This is a genomic window from Actinomadura macra NBRC 14102 (genome assembly GCF_001552215.1).
Classification (GTDB): Bacteria; Actinomycetota; Actinomycetes; order Streptosporangiales; family Streptosporangiaceae; genus Spirillospora; species Spirillospora macra.
This window is the reverse complement of sequence record NZ_BCQT01000019.1, coordinates 199,200-218,206: the sequence shown is the minus strand read 5'-3', so window position 1 is coordinate 218,206 and position 19,007 is coordinate 199,200. Positions and strand designations below refer to the sequence as shown.

Genomic DNA, 19,007 nt, shown 5'->3' with positions numbered 1-19,007 from the left:
CCGGGATGGCGCCAGGGGGATGTGCGGCGGTCGCGCGTGCGCCGGAGGCGGTGCGGGGGCGTTCTCCTTCACAGCTCGCCTGGCGGCGCTTCCGGCGTGACCGGGTGGCGGTCGCGTCGCTGGTCGTCCTCTCGCTCGTCGTGGTGTTCGCTCTGCTGGCGCCGCTGTGGGCGCACTGGACGGGTCATCCCTATGACGCCACCTTTCCCGAGACCGGCCTGGACGCGAACGGGTTGCCGCGCGGGCCGGGTGGAGGGTTCTGGCTGGGCGCCGATCAGCTCGGACGGGACGTGCTGGTGCGGGCCGCCTATGGGGCACGGATCTCGCTGGCCGTCGGGGTGCTCGCGGCGCTGCTGGCCGCCGCGGCCGGGACACTCGTCGGCACCCTCGCCGGATACCTCGGCGGTGTCGTGGACGCGCTGCTGGCCCGGCTGATGGACGTGACGCTCGCGCTGCCGTACCTGCTGGTGGCGATCATGCTGGCGACGACGTTCCCGATCTCCTCGGCGGGCGCGAGCCTGGCGATGACGGTGGTGGTGATCGCGTTCTTCTCGTTCGCGTCGGTCGGCCGGGTCGTCCGCGGCCAGGTGCTGTCGCTGCGGCGCCGGGAGTTCGTCGAGGCGGCCCGCGCGCTCGGCGCCTCGGACGCGCGGATCATGGTCGTGGACGTGCTGCCGAACCTGGTCGCGCAGGTCACGGTGCTGACCTCGATGCTGGTCCCGGCGTCGATCGTGTTCGAGGCGACGCTGTCGTTCCTCGGCGTCGGCGTGCGTCCCCCGGTGCCGAGCTGGGGGTCGATGCTCGGTGAGGGCGGCGAGGTGTTCCGGACCGCGTGGTGGCTTCCGGCCGTGCCCGGCGCGCTGCTGCTGCTGACGACGTTGTCGTTCACCCTGATCGGCGACGGGATCCGGGACGCCGTGGATCCGCGCGGCGGCCGGGCGGCCGGGAGGGGGTGAGCGGACGTGTCGCGCCTCGTCGCCGGCCGCCTGCTCTACGCGGTGCTCGTGGTGTGGCTGGTGTCCACGCTGGTGTTCGTGTTCCTGCACGTCTCCCCGCTGCCGGTGGAGCGGGTCATCGGCGGGCCGCGCGCCACGACCGAGACGCTCCAGCAGATCCGCGGGAACCTGGGGCTGGACGAGCCCGTCCTCGTCCAGTACGGGCAGTTCATGAAGCGGCTGCTGCGCGGGGACCTCGGCGATTCCTACGTCAACGGCACCCCGGTGACACGCCTGATCGCTGAGCGGCTGCCCACCACGCTGTGGCTGGTGGCCGGCGCGGCTGTTCTCTGGTTCGTCGGCGGCGTCGCCATCGGGGTGCTCGGCGCGGTGGGGGCGCGGGGCGTGTGGGACCGGGCGGCGACGGTGTTCGTGCTGGTCGGCCTGTCCACACCGCCGTTCGTCATGGCGCTGGCGCTGCTCCAGGTGTTCGGTGGCGGCTTCTTCGAGGCGGGGCCGCCGCTGCAGGAGCACTTTCTCCGGCGGATGACCCTGCCGTGGATCGCGCTGGCGTTCCTCATGATCGCCACGTACACGCGGCTGACGCGCGGGGCGATGCTGGACGTGCTCGGCGAGGACTACGTCCGGACGGCGCACGCCAAGGGGCTGTCGCGGGGGCGGGTCGTCTGCCGGCACGGGCTCCGCGCGGCGCTGACCCCGGTGGTCACCCAGCTCGGCGTCGACCTCGGCGTGCTGGTCGGCTCGACCATCGTCACCGAGAAGGTCTTCGGGCTGCAGGGTGTGGGTCAGCTCGTCTACCAGTCGATCGCGCTCGGCGACACCCCGGTGATCATCGGGGTGACGCTGCTGGTGACACTGTTCGTGAGCGTCGCCAATCTCCTGGTGGACGTCGGATACAACCTTCTGGACCCGCGAGTTCGGCCGGCGTGACCTGGGTGTTCTCCGCCGGACGGACACTCCCCGCGTTTCATGGCGATCTCGGAGTAATCCCACCGAGCAGGCATGGATAAGCTTTCCGTATGCGATCGTGGCACGCCTCCGATATCCCCAGCCTCTCCGACGCGGGGCTTCCCGCCGCGACGCGGCCGCTGCGCCTGCACGACACGGGGACGGGCACGGCACGGCAGGTGGAACCGCAGGCGACGGCCCGGATGTACGTGTGCGGGATCACCCCCTACGACGCGACGCACATCGGTCACGCGAACACCTATGTGGCGTTCGATCTGGTGAACCGGGTGTGGCGGGATCTCGGGCACCGCGTCCATTACGTCCAGAACGCCACGGACGTCGACGACCCACTCCTGGAACGTGCCCAACAGACGGGGGAGGACTGGCGCTCGCTCGCCGACCGGGAGATCCAGCTGTTCCGCGACGACATGACGGCGCTGCGGGTGCTGCCGCCCGACCAGTACGTCGGCGCGGTCGAGGCGATCCCGCTGATCGTCGAGATGATCGAGAAGTTGCGCGCCAAGGACGCCACCTACGAGGTGGGCGGCGACATCTACTTCCCGGTCGCGACCGACCCCGACTTCGGGCAGGTGAGCGGGCTCAGCCGCGCGGGGATGGTGCCGCTGTTCGCCGAGCGCGGCGGTGACCCGGACCGGCCCGGCAAGCGCGACCCCCTCGACGCGCTGCTGTGGATGGCCCGGCGGCCCGGCGAGCCCGGCTGGGAGTCGCCGTTCGGGGAGGGCCGCCCGGGCTGGCACGTGGAATGCTCGGCGATCTCGGTCGAGTACCTCGGGATGGCGTTCGACGTGGAGGGCGGCGGCTCGGACCTGGCGTTCCCGCACCACGAGATGGGCGCCTCGCACGCCCAGGTCGCCACGGGGGAGCGGCCGCACGCCCGCTCCTACGTGCACGCCGGCATGGTCGGGCTGGACGGCGAGAAGATGTCCAAGTCGCGCGGCAACCTGGTGTTCGTGTCGCGGCTGCGGCGGGACGGCGTCGACCCGATGGCGATCCGCCTGGCGCTGCTGGCCCATCACTACCGTTCCGACTGGGAGTGGACGGGAGCGGAGCTGGAGTCGGCCTCGGCGCGGCTCGAGCGCTGGCGTGCGGCCGTGGCGCGCCCCTCGGGCCCGGCGGCCGCGCCGGTCGTGGACGCGGTGCGCGCGCACCTGGCCGACGACCTGGACGCCCCGTCCGCGCTGGCGGCCGTGGACGCATGGGCGGCCGTGCACGGTACCGACACGTCCGCTCCGGCGCAGGTGAGGGCGTTGTCCGACGCGCTCCTCGGCGTCGTGCTCTGACCGTCACTTCACGACGTGGCGGTCCCAGCCCGCGAGGAGTGAAAGCGGCCAGACCGGGCGGCCGGTCAGCCGGGGTCGCGGCGCCGCAGGTAGCGTTCGAACTCGCGGGCGATGGCGTCGCCGCTGGCCTCGGGAAGCTCGGTGGCGTCCTTCTGCTCTTCCAGGGTGCGGACGTACTCGGCGACCTCGGAGTCCTCCTCGGCCAGCTCGTTGACGCCGTTCTCCCAGGCGCGCGCCTCCTCGGGCAGCTCACCGAGGGGGACGGTGACGTCCAGGAGGTCCTCGACGCGGCGCAGCAGCGCCAGCGTCGCCTTGGGCGACGGGGGCTGCGCCACGTAGTGCGGGACGGCCGCCCACAGCGACACGGTGTCGAGGTCGGCTCTGGCGCAGGCGTCCTGCAGGACGCCGAGGATCCCGGTGGGCCCCTCGTAGCGGGCGGGCTCCAGGTGCAGGGTGTTGACCAGGCCCGCCTCGGACGCGGCGCCGGTGACGGGGACCGGACGGGTGTGGGGGGCGTCGGCGAGCAGCGCGCCGAGGAGCACGACGCTGCGCACGTCCAGCTCCAGCATCAGCCCGACCAGCTCCCGGCAGAACGAACGCCACCGCATGTTCGGCTCGATGCCGTGCACGAGGACCACGTCGCGGCCGTTGGGCAGCCGCGCCCAGGAGATCCGGGTGGTGGGCCAGGTGATGCCGCGGGTCTCCCCGTCGATCATCTCGACGATCGGGCGGGTGACCTGGAAGTCGTAGTAGTCGTCGGGGTCGAGTTCGGCGATGGGCACCGCCTCCCAGGTCGACTCCAGGTGCTGGATGACCCCGCTGGCGGCCTCGCCGGCGTCGTTCCACCCCTCAAAGGCGGCCACGAGCACCGGATCGACGAGTTCCGGCACGCTTTCGAGCTCGACCACGCGCTGCCTCCTTCCGACGTCGGTACAGCGTCACCGCGGGGGCCGTCATTCCCGGGGGCCGGGGGGTCCCGCTCATGATCGGTGGCTGTCAGCCTACGTGCTGACACTGACCTACCCCACCCTTCCGGCGCCAGACCCCGGCGCTGTACGCCCGAGGCAGAACGCGGGTCACGATCGGGTCACTTGCCGTCGGTGGTGTGGACGATCAGCACGTCGCACGAGAGGCGGTGGGACAGGTTGGCAGGGACGGACCCGAGGATGCGTCCGGCGAGGCTGTTGAGGCCCCGGTTGCCGATCACGACGAGGTCCGCGGAACGTTCCCGGGCCAGCCTGGAGATGACGTCGACGGCGTCGCCCTCGACGGCGGCCTGCTCGATGTCGGTGGCGCCCGCGGCGACGGCCCGCTCCCGCGCGGCGCGCAGCGCGTCGTCGGCGGGGGTGGAGCCCTGCACCTTGTAGGCGAGGTCGCCGAGCCGGTCGGCGGCACTGGCGCGCTCGCGTTCGGGCATCGGGCTGTAGGCGGACGCGAGCAGCAGCGTGGCGCCGGTGGCCGCCGCCAGCCGCGCCGCGCGGTCCACCGCGCGGAACGAGGAGTCCGAGCCGTCGGTGCCGACGAGGATGATGCGGTACGCGCTCATGCCGTTCCTTACCCGTTAGTAGTTTTCGGGCACGCTACCGTTCCGGTGCCTCATCCGTCACTGTCCGCTGCACGGATAAGCTGGGATCTTTCGGGCACTTCCGGGTGGTCGGGTGCTCCGGCACCGGACGATTCCGCGACGACGTGGGGAGCGACGTGGGGGGCACAGGAGGCACGGTGGGGGGCGCTGCGGCCGGCACCGCTGCGGACGGAGGGCTCCAGGCCGTCCTGTTCGACATGGACGGGCTGCTGATCGACTCCGAGCGCGTCTGGCTGGAGGTCGAGTCGGAGGTGATGGCCTGGCTCGGCGGGACGTGGACCAGCGCGCACCAGGAGCGGCTCGTCGGCGGGTCCCTGGACGTCGCCGTGGCCTACATGCTGGAGCTGACCGGGGCGTCGGCGGCGCCCGCGGAGGTCGGGCGGCGGATGCTGGACGGGATGTTCGAGCGGCTCAGCAGCTGCGTGCCGCTGATGCCGGGCGCCAAGGACCTGCTCACCGAGCTGCGCGCGGCGGGGGTCGCCACCGCGCTGGTGTCTTCCAGCCACCGCAGGCTCATCGAGCCGGTGCTGGACGCGATCGGCCGCGAGCACTTCCGGCTGAGCGTGGCGGGCGACGAGGTGGCGCGGACCAAGCCCGCCCCCGAGCCCTATCTGACGGCCGCCGCGCGGCTCGGCGCGGAGCCGGGCCGGTGCGTGGTGCTGGAGGACTCCCCGAACGGGGTGGCGGCGGCCGAGGCGGCGGGGTGCGTCGCCGTCGCGGTGCCGGGTGTGCTGCCGATCCCGCCGGCGCCGGGACGCACCGTGGTGCGCTCGCTGCGCGAGGTGACCCTGCAACGGTTGTCGGCGCTGGTGGCGTGAGGTGCGGCCGGGGTGGGAAACGTTCCCGCTCCACAGCTTCGACGTCCAACCGTTGCGCGATGTTGATCTCCGTGCGGCACGGCGGGGGTGCTCCCGGCGCGGTAGCGCTCCGCTGCTACCTGCGGGGCGGTCCCTAGGGGACGCATCACGCCGGAGGAGGAGGCGCGGCGGGCGGCAAACCGTCCGCCGGTAGGAGCGGCATCGGCGCCGGGACGTGTGACCATGGGAGGAGCATCACCGTACGGAGTGAGGGGCCGGCATGAGCGACACAGCCATTTTCGCGATCAGTCTCGGGGTGACCCTGGTCGGGCTGGTCACCAGCTGGGGGGTCTACCGGCGCCGGGGCGCGGCGTCGGGCATGCGCGGCGCCGCGCTGTCACTGGTGCCGCTGGCGGCGGCGATGACGGGGGTGACCGAGTTCTTCGTCGACCTGGCGTTCAGCCCGGTGAAGTGGGCGGGCGTCGCGGTGGCGGGGCTCGCGGTCCTGCTCTACCTGACCTCGGGCGCGATGCTGAGCCGCCGCGCGGGGGGCACGGAGGGTGGCGGCGGGAAGGCCGCCGGCGGCGGGCGGCAGAAGTCCGCGGGGCGAACTCCGAAGTCCAAGGGCGCGGTGGGCGGAGCGCAGCCGTCCGGTGACCCGGAGCTGGCGGAAATCGAACAGATCCTTCGCAATCGCGGCATTTCCTGATCGTCCGGGCCGACCCGCGGCGCGCGGGACGGCTTCATGTCACGGTCCGGCGGCGGGCCGGGCGTTCCTGGTGATCATCGCCTTGTGCGTGTGCGATCCTGGGGGCGTCCCGGCCCGCCGTTTGTGCGTGCCCAGCGGCTGACCTGCGGACGATCGATCTCGGAACGGACTCAGTACGGTAAAGCTTCCCGGTCTAGACCGGTTTCGTGTTGCCGTCCGGGGTGTCGGCGAACGTACTATTCGGGCGATTTGCCGGATGTGAAGTGCGGACACGTGTGCCCAAGATGACGACGAGATCACAAGTCAGATACGGGTACTGGCGAAGGCCGTCTCACGGATGGACAGTCGTGCCCGAAGGGCTACGTTTCCCTTCAGCAAACACGGCGTAACGGGCACGGGGGCCGCGGACGATCTTCGCCGCCGCCCGGAGCGTGTACGTCGGCGGCCATGTGGCCCGAAGGCCTAGGAGGTACGGAGCGTGACCGCACCGATCGAGGTGTCCGGATCAGAGGGCGAGGCCCAACCGGACGCCGTCCTCGCGGGCGTCGATCGCAAGGCGATCCAAGGTCGTTCCCTCGGCCAGATCGCATGGCTTCGGCTCAAGCGCGACAAGGTCGCCATCGCGGGCGGGATCGTCGTATTGATCCTGATCGTGTTGTCGCTTCCGGGCGTCACCGGCCTTGTCGTCGGCTGGTTCGGCAGCCCGCCCAACGAGTTCCACCAGAACCTGGTGGACGCGACCCTGGGCGGCCCCACCAAGCCGCTCGGCGGCATGAGCGGCGACCACATCTTCGGCGTCGAGCCCATCAACGGGCGCGACCTGTTCAGCCGCGTCCTGTACGGGGCGCGTGTCTCCCTGCTCATCGGCGTGCTCGCCACGCTGGTGTCGGTCGTCATCGGCACCGTCATGGGCATCACGGCCGGCTACTTCGGCGGCTGGGTGGACACGCTGATCGCCCGCACGATGGACGTCTTCCTCGCCTTCCCGCTCGTGCTGTTCGCGATCTCGCTGGTGGGCGTGATCCCCAACAGCCTGGCCGGGCTGGAGGGCAACAACCTGCGGATCGCGATCCTGGTGTTCATCATCGGGTTCTTCAACTGGCCCTACATCGGCCGGATCATCCGCGGGCAGACCATGTCGCTGCGCGAACGTGAGTTCGTGGACGCCGCGCGCAGCATGGGCGCGCGTAACTCCTACATCCTGTTCAAGGAGATCCTGCCCAACCTGGTCGCGCCGATCCTGGTGTACTCCACCCTGCTGATCCCGACCAACATCCTCTTCGAGGCAGCGCTGTCGTTCCTCGGTGTCGGCATCAACCCGCCCGATCCTTCGTGGGGCGGGATGTTGTCGCAGGCCACCGAGCTGTACTCGGTCGCCCCTCACTTCGTGATCGTCCCCGGTCTCGCCATCTTCGTCACCGTGCTGGCCTTCAACCTGTTCGGCGATGGGCTGCGCGACGCTCTGGACCCACGGGCCCGATGACCCCGGCGAACGTCCGGTATTAGCGAAAGGGAACTGATGAAATCTCCCAAGGTGGTGACCAGCGCGGCGGCGGGGATCGTCGTCCTGGGCCTCGGGCTGTCCGCCTGCGGCGGCGGTGACGACGACGGCGGCGGCGGTACCGGCGGCTCCAAGTTCGACGCCGGCTCGACCGCGGTCGTCAACGCGTCCGACCACAAGGGCGGCGTGCTGAAGTTCGCGCAGCCGGACGACTTCGAGTCGCTGGACCCGGCGAACATCTACTACGCCTACGGGCTGAACTTCGTCCGGATCTTCTCCCGCAGCTTGATGACCTACAACTCCAAGCCGGGCACCGAGGGCACCAAGATGGTCCCCGACCTGGCGGAGGCGCCGGGCACGCCCAGCAACGGCAGTAAGACCTGGACGTACAAGCTCAAGCGCGGCGTCAAGTACGAAGACGGCACCGAGATCAAGGCCAAGGACATCAAGTACGCGGTCGCGCGCACGTTCGACCGCAGCGTCCTGCACAACGGCCCCTCCTACTTCCCCCAGCTCCTGGCCGCCGACGGGTACAAGGGTCCGTTCAAGGACAAGAACCTCGACAACTTCAAGGGCGTGTCCACGCCCGACGACTACACGGTCGTGTTCAACCTGAAGTCGCCGTTCAGCGAGTTCGACCAGGTCGTCGGATTCTCCGGGCAGACCGCTCCGGTCCCGGCGGCCAAGGACACCGGCGCCCGCTACGGCATGCACCCGGTCTCCAGCGGCCCCTACAAGCTGGAGGGCGACTACACGCCGAAGAAGGGCGGCACCTGGGTCCGCAACCCCAACTGGGACCCGGCGACCGACCCGAACCGCAAGCAACTGCCCGACAAGATCGAGGTGCAGTCGGGTCTGAAGGCGGAGGAGATCGACAGCCGCCTACAGGCCGGCACCGTCCAGATCGACCTGCCCGGCTCGGGCGTGCAGGCCGCCGGCCGGCAGCAGATCCTGACCAACCCCAAGCTCAAGGCGAACGCCGACAACCCGCTCGCCGGCTTCCACTGGTACATCCCGATCAACGTCAAGAATATCCCGAACGTCGAGTGCCGCAAGGCGATCGTGTACGCGGCGGACCGCTCGGCGATGTACCGGGCGTACGGCGGTGAGGTCGGCGGCCAGGTCTCGACTTCGATCCAGCCGCCGTCGGTGCAGGGCCGCGAGAAGGGCACCGACTTCTACACCAAGGCGGACCCGACCTACACCGGCGACCCGGCGCAGGCCAAGGCCGCGCTCGCCAAGTGCGGTCAGCCCAACGGCTTCTCCACCACGATGATCTTCCGCAGTGACCGGCCGAAGGAGAAGGCCACCGCCGAGGCGCTGCAGCAGTCCCTCGCCAAGGTCGGCATCAAGATCGAGCTCAAGGGCTACCCGTCGGGTACCTACACCAACGAGCAGCTCGGCGCGCCGAAGTTCATGGCCAAGGAGAAGATCGGCCTGGGCACCTACGGCTGGGCCCCCGACTGGAACACCGGCTACGGCTACCTGCAGCCCATCACCGACGGCGACGCGATCGTCCCCACCGGCAACGCCAACCCCGAGGAGCTGAACGACCCCGAGGTCAACAAGCTCTGGGATGACGCGGTCAAGATCCAGGACGCCGCCGGCCGCGCGAAGGTCTACAACCAGATCGACGCGAAGGTCCGCGAGCAGGCCGCGATCCTGCCGAACGTGTACGCCAAGTCGCTGCTCTACCGCCCGACGAACCTGACGAACGTCTACTTCCACGCGGGCTACGGCATGTACGACTACGCCAACCTCGGCGTCACCGGCTGACGCGGTTCCCGAGCTACCTGAGAGAAGGCAGGTGAAGGCATAGGGCGGCCGCCGGGGGGATCCCCCGGCGGCCGCCTGGGCCGGACACTGTGATCGCATTCATAGTTCGCCGCCTGTTGGGCGCGGTGGGGTTGCTCCTCATCATCAGCGCGGTGACGTACGCCATCTTCTTCCTTGTCCCGCGGGCCGCGGGCGTGACCAGCGACGACATCGCGGGCCGCTTCGCCGGCAAGCAGCCGGACGCGGCCACCCTCGCCGCGATCAAGGACCGCTTCGGGCTCGACGATCCGATCCCGGTGCAGTACGGGAAGTTCATCAAGGCGATCGTCGTCGGCGACACCTACGACACCGGCACCGAGGAGATCGACTGCCCGGCGCCGTGCCTCGGCTACTCCTTCCGCACCAACCAGTCGGTGACCGACCAGATCGTCGACCGCGCCCCGGTCACGTTCATGATCGCGATCGGCGCGGCGGTGCTGTGGGTGCTGGCGGGCGTGTCGATCGGTGTGCTGTCGGCGCTGCGCAGAGGCACGATCTTCGACCGGGCGGCGATGGGTATCGCGCTGGCCGGCGTATCGCTGCCGATCTTCTTCACGGGCCTGTTGTCGCTCGCGTTCGTCGTTCACCGATGGGAGATCCTCCCTGCGGTCAACTACAACGACGTGACCGACAACCCGTTCAATCTGATCCTGCCGTGGATCTGCCTGGCGTTCCTCTACGCGGCGCTCTATGCGCGGCTGACACGGGCGGGCATGCTGGAGACGATGAACGAGGACTTCATCCGGACGGCGCGCGCGAAGGGCCTGCCGGAGAAGACGGTGGTGGTCAAGCACGGGCTGCGCGCGACGCTCACCCCGATCATGACGGTGTTCGGTCTGGACATCGGGCTGCTGCTCGGCGGCGCGATCATCACCGAGAAGACGTTCTCGATTCCCGGCCTCGGCCAGCTGGCGCTGGACGGGGTGAACCAGAGCGACCTGCCGGTGGTGCTGGGGGCGACGCTGACGACGGCGTTGTTCATCGTCCTCGCCAACCTGGTCGTGGACGTCCTGTACGGGGTCGTCGACCCGAGGGTGAGGCACAGCTGATGGCGCGCAGGAAACCGGCCGAGCTGGTGAACGGCTCCGCCGAGACCGCGGCGGAGCGCGGGGCGCCCACCTCCTTCCTTGAGGTCCGCGACCTGAAGATCCACTTCCCGACCGACGACGGCCTGGTGAAGTCGGTCGACGGGCTGTCGTTCTCGCTGGAGCGGGGCCGCACCCTCGGCATCGTGGGCGAGTCGGGCTCGGGCAAGAGCGTGACGAGCCTCGGCCTGCTCGGGCTGCACAACCGCCGCAACGCCAACGTGTCGGGTGAGATCTGGCTGGACGGCGCGGAGCTGGTCGGCGCGTCCCCCGGTCAGGTCCGCAGGCTCCGCGGCCGGAAGATGGCGATGATCTTCCAGGATCCGCTGTCGGCGATGCACCCCTTCTACACGGTCGGCAACCAGATCGTCGAGGCGTACCGGGTCCACAACGACGTGTCCAAGCAGGTGGCGCGCAAGCACGCCATCGACATGCTGGGCCGGGTCGGCATCCCCAAGCCCGACAAGCGGGTGGACGACTACCCGCACCAGTTCTCCGGCGGGATGCGGCAGCGCGCGATGATCGCGATGGCGCTGTCGTGCGACCCGGAACTGCTGATCGCCGACGAGCCCACCACCGCGCTGGACGTGACGGTGCAGGCGCAGATCCTCGACCTCATCCGGGACCTGCAACAGGAGTTCAACTCCGCGATCATCATGATCACCCACGATCTGGGGGTGGTCGCCGAACTGTCGGACGACATCCTGGTGATGTACGCGGGCCGGTGCGCCGAGTACGCCTCGGTGCAGGACGCGTTCCATCGTCCGCTGCACCCCTACACGTGGGGGCTGCTCGGGTCGATGCCGCGGCTGGACCGCGAGCGCACCGAACGGCTGATGCCGATCAAGGGAACGCCGCCGAGCCTGATCAACGTCCCGGAGGGCTGCGCGTTCAACCCGCGCTGCGCCTACTGTGACCTGACGGGCGGCAAGAGCACCACCGAGCGGCCCGAACTGCTGGAGGTCGAGCCGGGCCACAAGGCGGCCTGCCATCTTCCGCTGGACAAGCGGCGGGAGATCTGGGACTCCGAGATCCGGCCGAAGCTGTGACGAGCACGGGTGGGAACGAGACTGTGAGCACTGAGAAGACCGCGGCGGGCGACACCGCCGCCGAGGCCCCCTCCACGGCCTCGACCGCGGCCGCCACGGCCACCGAGACGGCCCGCGAGTCCCGTCCGATCCGGGACGGCGAGCCGCTGCTGGAGGTGGAGAACCTCGGCAAGCACTTCCCCGTCACGGCGGGACTGCTGCGCCGGCAGGTCGCGGCGGTGAAGGCCGTCGACGGCGTGTCGTTCTCGGTCCGCAAGGGCGAGACGCTGGGACTGGTGGGCGAGTCGGGCTGCGGCAAGTCCACGACCGGCCGGATGGTGATGCGGCTGCTGGACCCGAGCTTCGGGAAGATCACCTTCGAGGGTGAGGACATCACGAAGATGTCCCAGGGGCGGCTGCGGCCGCTCCGCCGCGACCTTCAGATGATCTTCCAGGACCCGTATTCGTCGCTGAACCCGCGCAAGACGGTCGGCGCGATCGTCGGGGCGCCGTTCCGGCTGCAGAACATCGAGACCAAGCAGGGCGTGAAGAAGGCCGTCCAGGAGATCCTGGAACTGGTGGGCCTGAACCCCGAGCACTACAACCGGTACCCGCACGAGTTCTCCGGCGGGCAGCGGCAGCGCATCGGGATCGCCCGGACGCTGGCGCTCAAACCGAAGCTGATCGTCGCGGACGAGCCGGTGTCGGCGCTGGATGTGTCGGTGCAGGCGCAGGTGGTGAACCTGCTGGAGGACCTGCAGGACGAGCTCGACCTCACCTATGTGGTGATCGCGCACGACCTGTCGGTGGTGCGGCACATCTCCGACCGGGTCGCGGTCATGTACCTCGGGAAGATCGTCGAGGTGGCGGACCGCGCGGACCTGTACGAGCGCCCGATGCACCCCTACACCAACGCGCTGCTGTCGGCGGTGCCGATCCCGGACCCGAGCGAGCGCGGCGACCGGCAGCGGATCCGGTTGCAGGGCGACGTCCCGAGCCCGCTGGACCCGCCACCGGCGTGCCGCTTCCACACCCGCTGCTGGAAGGCACAGGACATCTGCAAGCAGGTCGAGCCGCCGCTGGTGGAGCTCAGCCCCGGCCACCAGGCCGCCTGCCACTTCCCGGAGAACACCACGGTGAGCGCGACCGACGAGGTCGCGCGGGCCGCGGTCGCCCCGGCGCCGGGGGCGGGAACCACCACGGTGGTCGACGACCCCGAGCCGGAGTCCTGACCCGGCGCTCCCCGCGTTCCACACGCCGAAGGCCCGGTCCCCGCCCGCGGGGACCGGGCCTTCGGCGTCTGCGGTGTCAGGGGGTGCGGGCGAGCGCGTCGCCGAGAGGCGTCCGGCGGTACAGGACGGCGCGCCCCGCGCGGGACTTGTCGAGGAGCCCGGCGCGGCGCAGGACGGTGAGGTGGTCGCCGACGGTGCCGGGCGCGACGCCGAGGGCGCGGGAGAGCTGGGTGGTGCCCGCCGGTTCGGCGAGGGCCAGCAGGATCCGGGCGCGAGTGCGGCCGAGGAGGCAGGCGAGGGCACCGGGCTCGGCGGGCGGCGCGCTCTCCCAGAGCGCGGAGATCCCGCGGGCCGGGTAGAGCAGGGCGTGCGGCCACGGCTCCTCGGTGTGCGCGGCGATCCCCGGCCACACGAACACCGCCGGGATGAGCAGCAGGCCGCGCCCGCCGAGCGGGACGGTCTCGCTGACGGCCATGCCGAGCAGGTCGATGCCGCCATCGCGCCACCGCACGCGCGGATGCAGGTCGCGCAGCGCCGCCTCCCAGCCGCCGCCGCTGAGCCGCCCGGCGCGGTGGAGGACGTCGCGCTCGCAGATCGCGCGCAGCCGCGGCCAGTCGGGAGCAAGGAGCGTGCGCCACGCCGTCTCCAGCGTCTCGGCGACGACGGAGACCACGTCGGGACGATCCAGGATCGCGCGAGCACGGTCACCGGCCGGCCGCAGCCCCAGCGCGTGGTCGATCTCGCGGCGCGCCACGTCCGGGGGAGTGGCGCGGACGGCGGCGAGATCGTCCTCGACCGTCTGGGCGAGGCCGCGGGGCGGCGGCGCCGCGAACGCCGCGCCGTTGCGGTGGGACTGCAGGGCGAGGACGGCGTCCAGTTCCGTCCCGGCGCGCAGCGCGCGGAACTCCGGTGCCAGCCGCGCCGCCCAGGCGCCCGGCAGGGTCCGCTCGGACAGCCCGGCGAGGGCGCGCAGCAGCCCGTCCAGTTCGAACAGCGGCGACAGCGCGAACCTGCTGTGCAGCAGGTCGTCCGCGGACACCTCGAAGCGGATCACACCCCCGACCTTACGGCACAGGGCGTAAGGTTCGCGGCTCCGGAGCCGGGCCCGTGAGGCTGGCCGGATGACGGTGACCACGGGGAAGGAGCGGCGCGCCGGGTACCGGGAGGCGCTGGCCGAGCAACGGTTCCGGGTGCTGTTCGGCAGCCGGACGCTGGCCATCGCCGCGGACACGCTGCGGATGATCGCGCTGTCGGTGCTGGTGTACGGGCACACGGGATCCCCGCTGCTCGCGGCGATCGCCTACGGCATCGGGTTCCTGCCGCAGCTCGCGGGCGGGGCGCTGCTGGGGTCGCTCGCCGACCGGCTGCGTCCCCGGCCTCTGATCTGGGGCGCCTACGCCCTTGAGGCGGCCGCGGCGGCGGCGCTGGGCCTGCTGGGCATGCCGGTCGCCGCGGCGCTGACGCTGGTCGCGGTGGTGGCGTGCGCGACACCGGTGTTCGCGGGCGCCTCCAACCGCCTCGTCGCCGAGGTCCTGGACGGTGACGCCTACGTGCTGGGCCGGTCGCTGATGACGATGGCGTCGGCGGCGGCGCAGCTGCTCGGGCTCGCGTTCGGGGGCATCGCGGTCGCGGCGGTGGGGGCCCGGCACGCGCTGCTGGCGGCGGCGGCCGGGCACCTGGCGGCCGCGCTGCTGGTGCGGCTGCGGCTGCCGGACCTGCCGCCCCCGCCGCGTGCGGCCGGCGGGTCGGTGGTGGGCGACAGCTGGGCGGGGAACCTGCGGCTGCTGCGGGACCCGGTGGTGCGGGCGCTGCTGCTGGCGCAGTGGCTGCCGCCGGCGTTCGTCGCCGGCGCCGAGAGCCTCCTCGTCCCGTACGCGGGAACCCGCGGATACGGGGACGGGGTGGCGGCGCTGCTGCTAGGCGGTTCGGCGGCGGGGATGCTGCTGGGCAACCTCGCGGGGGCGCGGCTGCTGGGCCCGGCGGCGCGGGAGCGGCTCGCGGTGCCGCTGATGGCGACGTTCGGGCTGCCGCTGCTGCCACTCGCGTTGCCGCTGCCGGCGGCGGCCGCGGCGGCGCTGCTGGTGCTGTGCGGCTGCGGGTTCGCCTACGAGCTCGGCATCCAGCGGCCGTTCGTGGACGCGCTGCCGGAGGAGGGGCGCGGGCAGGCGTTCGGGCTGCTGTCGACGGGCCTGATGACCGCGCAGGGCGTGGGCCCGGTGCTGCTGGGCGGCCTGGCGGAGGTACTGCCGGTGGGGGAGACCCTCGCCTGCGCGGGCACCGCGACGCTCGTCACGGCGCTGCTCCTGCGCCGCCCCCTGCACCAGGCCCGCCTGACCACCCGCACACTCCCGGCCACCACCTGAAGGCGCCTGCTCGGACGGGGCGCCACTGTGGGACGCGAGACGCCCCGTACGGCCTACTGGCGGCCGTACGGGGCGTCGCGGCGCGGGCGCCGCGGGAGGTGTGCGGCGCCCGCGCCCTGGGGGAGGAGGTCACTCCGTGGAGATGGCCTTCAGGACGTCCATCCGCCCGGCCCGCCACGCCGGCCACAGCGCGGCGAACACGCCGATCACGGCGGCGACCACCAGGTAGATGACCAGCGTGCCGATCGGGATGGACAGCTCGCTCAGGCCCTTGTCCTTCAGCGCGTTCTGCAACGCCGCGCCGAACGACACGCCGATGCCCATGCCGAGCAGCGCACCGAACACCGCGATCACGATGGACTCCATCCGGATCATGCGGCGCAGCTGGCGGCGGCTGATGCCGATCGCGCGCAGCAACCCGATCTCCCGGGTCCGCTCGATCACCGACAGCGCCAGCGTGTTGATCACACCGACCGCCGCGATGATGACGGACATGGCGAGCAGCACCGACAGGAACGTCACGAACGTGTCCACCTCGCTGTGGGCGCTGTCCTTCAACGCCGCCTGGTCGGACACCTCCAGGTTCGGGTAGTCCTTCAGCGTCGCCTCCAGCGCCGCCTTCGTCGCCGCGTCGGTGTTCGCCGTGTCAATCACCATCGCGTCGGCGGACGGCCGGGCGGTGTGCGCCATGTACGCCGGCAGGGAGATGACCGTCCCGCCGATCAGGTCGCTCTTGGCGAAGATCCCGGCGAGCCTCAGCTGCTGCACCTTGCCGTCGGTGAACTGGACGGGGATGCTGCTGCCGACCTTCCAGCCGTGGTCCTTGGCCAGGCTCTCGGTCACCATCATCCCGGCCGGACCGAGGTCGGAACCGCCCGACACCATCTTCAGCCGCGCGGCCTTCGTGATCGCGGCGACGTCACCGGACATGTACTCCAGCTTGTCCCCGCCGACCTTGGCCCTGCCGGGATAGGTCGCCGACGCGGCCAGCACGCCCGGGGTCGCCTTCACCTTCTGGACGGTGGCGTCGTCGATGCCGCTCCCGCCGCTCGGCTCGACGAGGTAGTCGGCGCCGAACTGCCCGTCGATCTGCGCGTCCACCGACGCCCGCATCGACGACCCCATCACGTTCACCACGGTGATCAGCGCCAGGCCGATCATCAGCGCGGCGGCGGTGGCGGCGGTCCGCCGCGGGTTGCGCAGCGCGTTGCGCTGCGCCAGCCGGCCCGGCGTGCCCAGCAGCTTCGCGAACGGCGCGGCCAGCACCCGCACCACCGGGACGCTGATCACCGGCGCGAGCATCGCCACACCGATGAACACCGCGAACGCGCCGGCGCCCACCGCGACCACCGGGCTGCCGCCGCCCCCGCCGAGCCCGACCCCGATGAGGCCCGCACCGATCAGGGTGAGCAGCGACCCGAGCGCGACCCGGATCCGCAGCGACCGCTGCGGCAGCGCGACGTCGTCGCGCATCGCCGCGACCGGCGGGATCTTCGCGGCGCGCCGCGCCGGGAAGTACGCCGACACGACCGTGACGACGATGCCCACCACATACGACCAGATCACCGGGGTGGCGGTGAACGTCAGCCCGCCGTCCATACCGGCCGCGGCCTGGAGCGCGGCCGCCAGGCCGGCCCCCGTGACCAGCCCGAGCGTCGACCCCACGATCCCGACCGCGACCGCCTCGCCGATCACCGCCCGCGTCACCTGCGGGCGGGCGGCGCCGATGGCGCGCAGCAGCGCCAGCTCACGGGTCCGCTGCGCGACGAGCATCGAGAACGTGTTGAAGATGATGAACGCCCCGACGAAGATCGATATCAGCGCGAACACCAGCAGGAAGGTGCGGAAGAAGTTCAGGAACGACGCGACGTCGCTCTTGGTCTCCTCGCGCAGCTCCGTCCCCGTGACGGCCTCGACACCACCCGGGAGCACCTTCGACACCCGGTCGCGCAACTCCGTCTCGGACGGGCCGGACGAGCCCATCTCGATGTCGGAGAAGTAGCCGGGCTTCAGCAGCAGCCGCTGCGCGGTCGGCGTGTCGAACGCGGTGACGGTGGCGCCCATCAGGTCCCCGGCGTCGATCAGCCCGACCACCGTCATCTGCCGGGGCTTGCCCGAGGTGACGACGCGGGCGGTGCCGCCGACGGTGAGCTTGCCCTTGGCCGCGGTCTCGGCGTCGACGAGGACCTCATGGGGTCCCCGCGGCGCCCGCCCCGACTTCAGGTCGAAGGACCCGGAGTCGGTCCAGTTCGCGCCGAGCTGCGGCGGACCGTTTCCGCCGCCGATCAGCTTGCCGTTGGGGCCCACCACCGCGGCGAACCCGTTGACGTTGCCGACGGGGTTCTTCACCCCGTCCACCCCCTGCACGGTCGCCAGCACCGACGCCGGCACCGGCTGCGCCGGGGCGGTCTCGTCGTCGCCGCCGTCGACGACCTTCTTGGCCCGCACGTCCACGGCCACGTTCGTGCCGATCCGGCTAAACAGGTCGTCGAACTGCTTGTTCATCGTGTCGGTGAAGATCAGCGTGCCCGCCACGAAGGCCACGCCGAGGATCACCGCGACGGCCGTCAGCACCAGCCTGATCTTGTGCGCCGCGAGATTGCGGAGCGTGACCTTGCCCATCATCGCGCCGCGACCCCCGGCCCCTGCCCGCCCGCGGCACCGGCCGCGCCGGGAACACCCGCGCCGGGACGCGGCCCTGCCTCGAAGCCCTTCATCCGCTCCAGCACCCGCTCCGCCGTGGGCTGGGTCATCGTGTCGACGATCTGCCCGTCGGTCAGGAACAGCACCTGATCGGCGTACGCGGCGGCGGACGGGTCATGCGTCACCATGACGATCGTCTGGCCCATCCGCCGCACCGAGTCCCGCAAAAACCCCAGCACCTCGGCACCGGACCGCGAGTCCAGGTTGCCGGTCGGCTCGTCCGCGAAGATGATCTCGGGGCGGGCGGCGAGGGCCCGGGCGCACGCCACGCGCTGCTGCTGCCCGCCCGACAGCTCGGTCGGACGGTGCTTGAGCCGCGGCCGCAACCCGACCGTGTCGATCACCGCGTCCAGCCACTGCTGGTCGGGCTTGCGGCCGGCGATGTCCATGGGCAGCGTGATGTTCTCGATCGCCGTCAGCGTCGGCACCAGGTTGAACGCCTGGAAGATGAACCCGATCTTGTCGCGGCGCAGCCGGGTGAGCTGCTTGTCGCGCAATCGCGTCAGCTCGGTGTCGCCGATGTACACCTCCCCGGAGTCGACCGAGTCCAGCCCTGCCATGCAGTGCATCAGCGTGGACTTACCGGACCCGGACGGGCCCATGATCGCGGTGAAGCGGCCGCGGGGAATGCCCACGGTCACGCCGTCGAGGGCGACGACCTGCGCGTCGCCCTTCCCGTACACCTTCGCGACCTGATGCGCCCGTGCGGCGAAATCGCCCGCCCCCGGCGCGGCGTGCGCGTCAGCGGTCGATGGGGCGGTGTTCGTCACGTGAACTCCCTGTTTCGGGTGAAAGCGGAATGAGATCTGTGTCCGGACCGCGCCTGACCCCCCGGCGATCCGTCGTAAGAAACAGTAGGAGTCCGGCGCGCCCGTGAGATGCACCCCAGGAAGGGAATTACCACTCCAACCCTGGCAGGAGGGCACCTCCACCCCGTCGTCCTCCCGGAGTAGGACCCCCGTGACAAAGGAGGGGGTACCCCGG

The 19,007-nt window shown here is 71.3% G+C and carries 16 protein-coding genes; 11 read left to right on the top strand and 5 right to left on the bottom strand.

Annotated elements, in window-relative coordinates; all coding sequences use genetic code 11:
- Positions 1 to 5 precede the first annotated feature (5 nt).
- The 3 genes from AMA02S_RS30680 (at position 6) to mshC (ending at position 3,205) form a co-directional block, all read left to right on the top strand.
- Positions 6 to 956, top strand: coding sequence for an ABC transporter permease (locus AMA02S_RS30680; RefSeq protein ID WP_067465143.1), 951 nt, complete (start codon positions 6 to 8; stop codon positions 954 to 956).
- Positions 957 to 962: 6 nt separating this feature from the next.
- Positions 963 to 1,886, top strand: coding sequence for an ABC transporter permease (locus AMA02S_RS30675; protein ID WP_067465139.1), 924 nt, complete (start codon positions 963 to 965; stop codon positions 1,884 to 1,886).
- Positions 1,887 to 1,975: 89 nt separating this feature from the next.
- Entirely contained in the window at positions 1,976 to 3,205 is a 1,230-nt protein-coding gene (gene mshC, locus AMA02S_RS30670) for a cysteine--1-D-myo-inosityl 2-amino-2-deoxy-alpha-D-glucopyranoside ligase (RefSeq protein ID WP_067465136.1), read from the top strand.
- A gap of 65 nt (positions 3,206 to 3,270) precedes the next feature.
- On the opposite strand, the gene AMA02S_RS30665 is transcribed toward mshC, so the two are convergent.
- Both AMA02S_RS30665 and AMA02S_RS30660 read right to left on the bottom strand, forming a co-directional pair.
- Positions 3,271 to 4,113, bottom strand: coding sequence for a PAC2 family protein (locus tag AMA02S_RS30665; RefSeq protein ID WP_067465133.1), 843 nt, complete (start codon positions 4,111 to 4,113; stop codon positions 3,271 to 3,273).
- A gap of 179 nt (positions 4,114 to 4,292) precedes the next feature.
- The gene (locus tag AMA02S_RS30660) at positions 4,293 to 4,751 is read right to left on the bottom strand and encodes a universal stress protein (RefSeq protein WP_067465130.1); all 459 of its coding nucleotides are present in this window, start codon (positions 4,749 to 4,751) and stop codon (positions 4,293 to 4,295) included.
- A 176-nt stretch (positions 4,752 to 4,927) separates the two neighbouring features.
- On the opposite strand from AMA02S_RS30660, the gene AMA02S_RS30655 reads away from it, so the two are divergent.
- From AMA02S_RS30655 to AMA02S_RS30625, 7 genes are all read left to right on the top strand, one after another.
- Positions 4,928 to 5,608 (top strand): HAD family hydrolase, encoded by a 681-nt coding sequence (locus tag AMA02S_RS30655; protein WP_067465127.1) that lies wholly within the window; start codon positions 4,928 to 4,930, stop codon positions 5,606 to 5,608.
- 259 nt (positions 5,609 to 5,867) lie between these two features.
- Entirely contained in the window at positions 5,868 to 6,296 is a 429-nt protein-coding gene (locus AMA02S_RS30650) for a hypothetical protein (RefSeq protein ID WP_067465124.1), read from the top strand.
- A gap of 478 nt (positions 6,297 to 6,774) precedes the next feature.
- On the top strand, positions 6,775 to 7,779 hold the full coding sequence (locus tag AMA02S_RS30645; RefSeq protein ID WP_067465121.1) for an ABC transporter permease: 1,005 nt from the start codon (positions 6,775 to 6,777) through the stop codon (positions 7,777 to 7,779).
- A gap of 36 nt (positions 7,780 to 7,815) precedes the next feature.
- On the top strand, positions 7,816 to 9,573 hold the full coding sequence (locus AMA02S_RS30640; RefSeq protein ID WP_067465118.1) for an ABC transporter substrate-binding protein: 1,758 nt from the start codon (positions 7,816 to 7,818) through the stop codon (positions 9,571 to 9,573).
- 89 nt (positions 9,574 to 9,662) lie between these two features.
- Complete coding sequence (locus tag AMA02S_RS30635; RefSeq protein WP_067465115.1) at positions 9,663 to 10,661, top strand: ABC transporter permease; 999 nt, start codon at positions 9,663 to 9,665, stop codon at positions 10,659 to 10,661.
- The gene (locus tag AMA02S_RS30630; RefSeq protein ID WP_067465112.1) at positions 10,661 to 11,746 is read left to right on the top strand and encodes an ABC transporter ATP-binding protein; all 1,086 of its coding nucleotides are present in this window, start codon (positions 10,661 to 10,663) and stop codon (positions 11,744 to 11,746) included. Before AMA02S_RS30635 ends, AMA02S_RS30630 begins: the two co-directional genes overlap by 1 nt.
- A gap of 128 nt (positions 11,747 to 11,874) precedes the next feature.
- Positions 11,875 to 12,957 (top strand): ABC transporter ATP-binding protein, encoded by a 1,083-nt coding sequence (locus AMA02S_RS30625; protein ID WP_245667920.1) that lies wholly within the window; start codon positions 11,875 to 11,877, stop codon positions 12,955 to 12,957.
- Positions 12,958 to 13,033: 76 nt separating this feature from the next.
- Here the strand turns inward: AMA02S_RS30625 and AMA02S_RS30620 are convergent, their stop codons facing one another.
- Entirely contained in the window at positions 13,034 to 14,011 is a 978-nt protein-coding gene (locus AMA02S_RS30620) for a DUF5937 family protein (protein ID WP_067465106.1), read from the bottom strand.
- 67 nt (positions 14,012 to 14,078) lie between these two features.
- On the opposite strand from AMA02S_RS30620, the gene AMA02S_RS30615 reads away from it, so the two are divergent.
- Positions 14,079 to 15,320, top strand: a complete 1,242-nt coding sequence (locus AMA02S_RS30615; RefSeq protein ID WP_067465103.1) for an MFS transporter — start codon at positions 14,079 to 14,081, stop codon at positions 15,318 to 15,320.
- 129 nt (positions 15,321 to 15,449) lie between these two features.
- Here AMA02S_RS30615 and AMA02S_RS30610 read toward each other — a convergent pair whose 3' ends face one another.
- Positions 15,450 to 17,945 (bottom strand): ABC transporter permease, encoded by a 2,496-nt coding sequence (locus AMA02S_RS30610; protein WP_245667903.1) that lies wholly within the window; start codon positions 17,943 to 17,945, stop codon positions 15,450 to 15,452.
- Positions 17,942 to 18,793 carry an ABC transporter ATP-binding protein gene (locus tag AMA02S_RS30605; protein ID WP_067465099.1) on the bottom strand — a complete coding sequence of 284 codons (852 nt, stop codon included), beginning with the start codon at positions 18,791 to 18,793 and terminating at the stop codon, positions 17,942 to 17,944. Before AMA02S_RS30605 ends, AMA02S_RS30610 begins: the two co-directional genes overlap by 4 nt.
- Positions 18,794 to 19,007 lie beyond the last annotated feature (214 nt).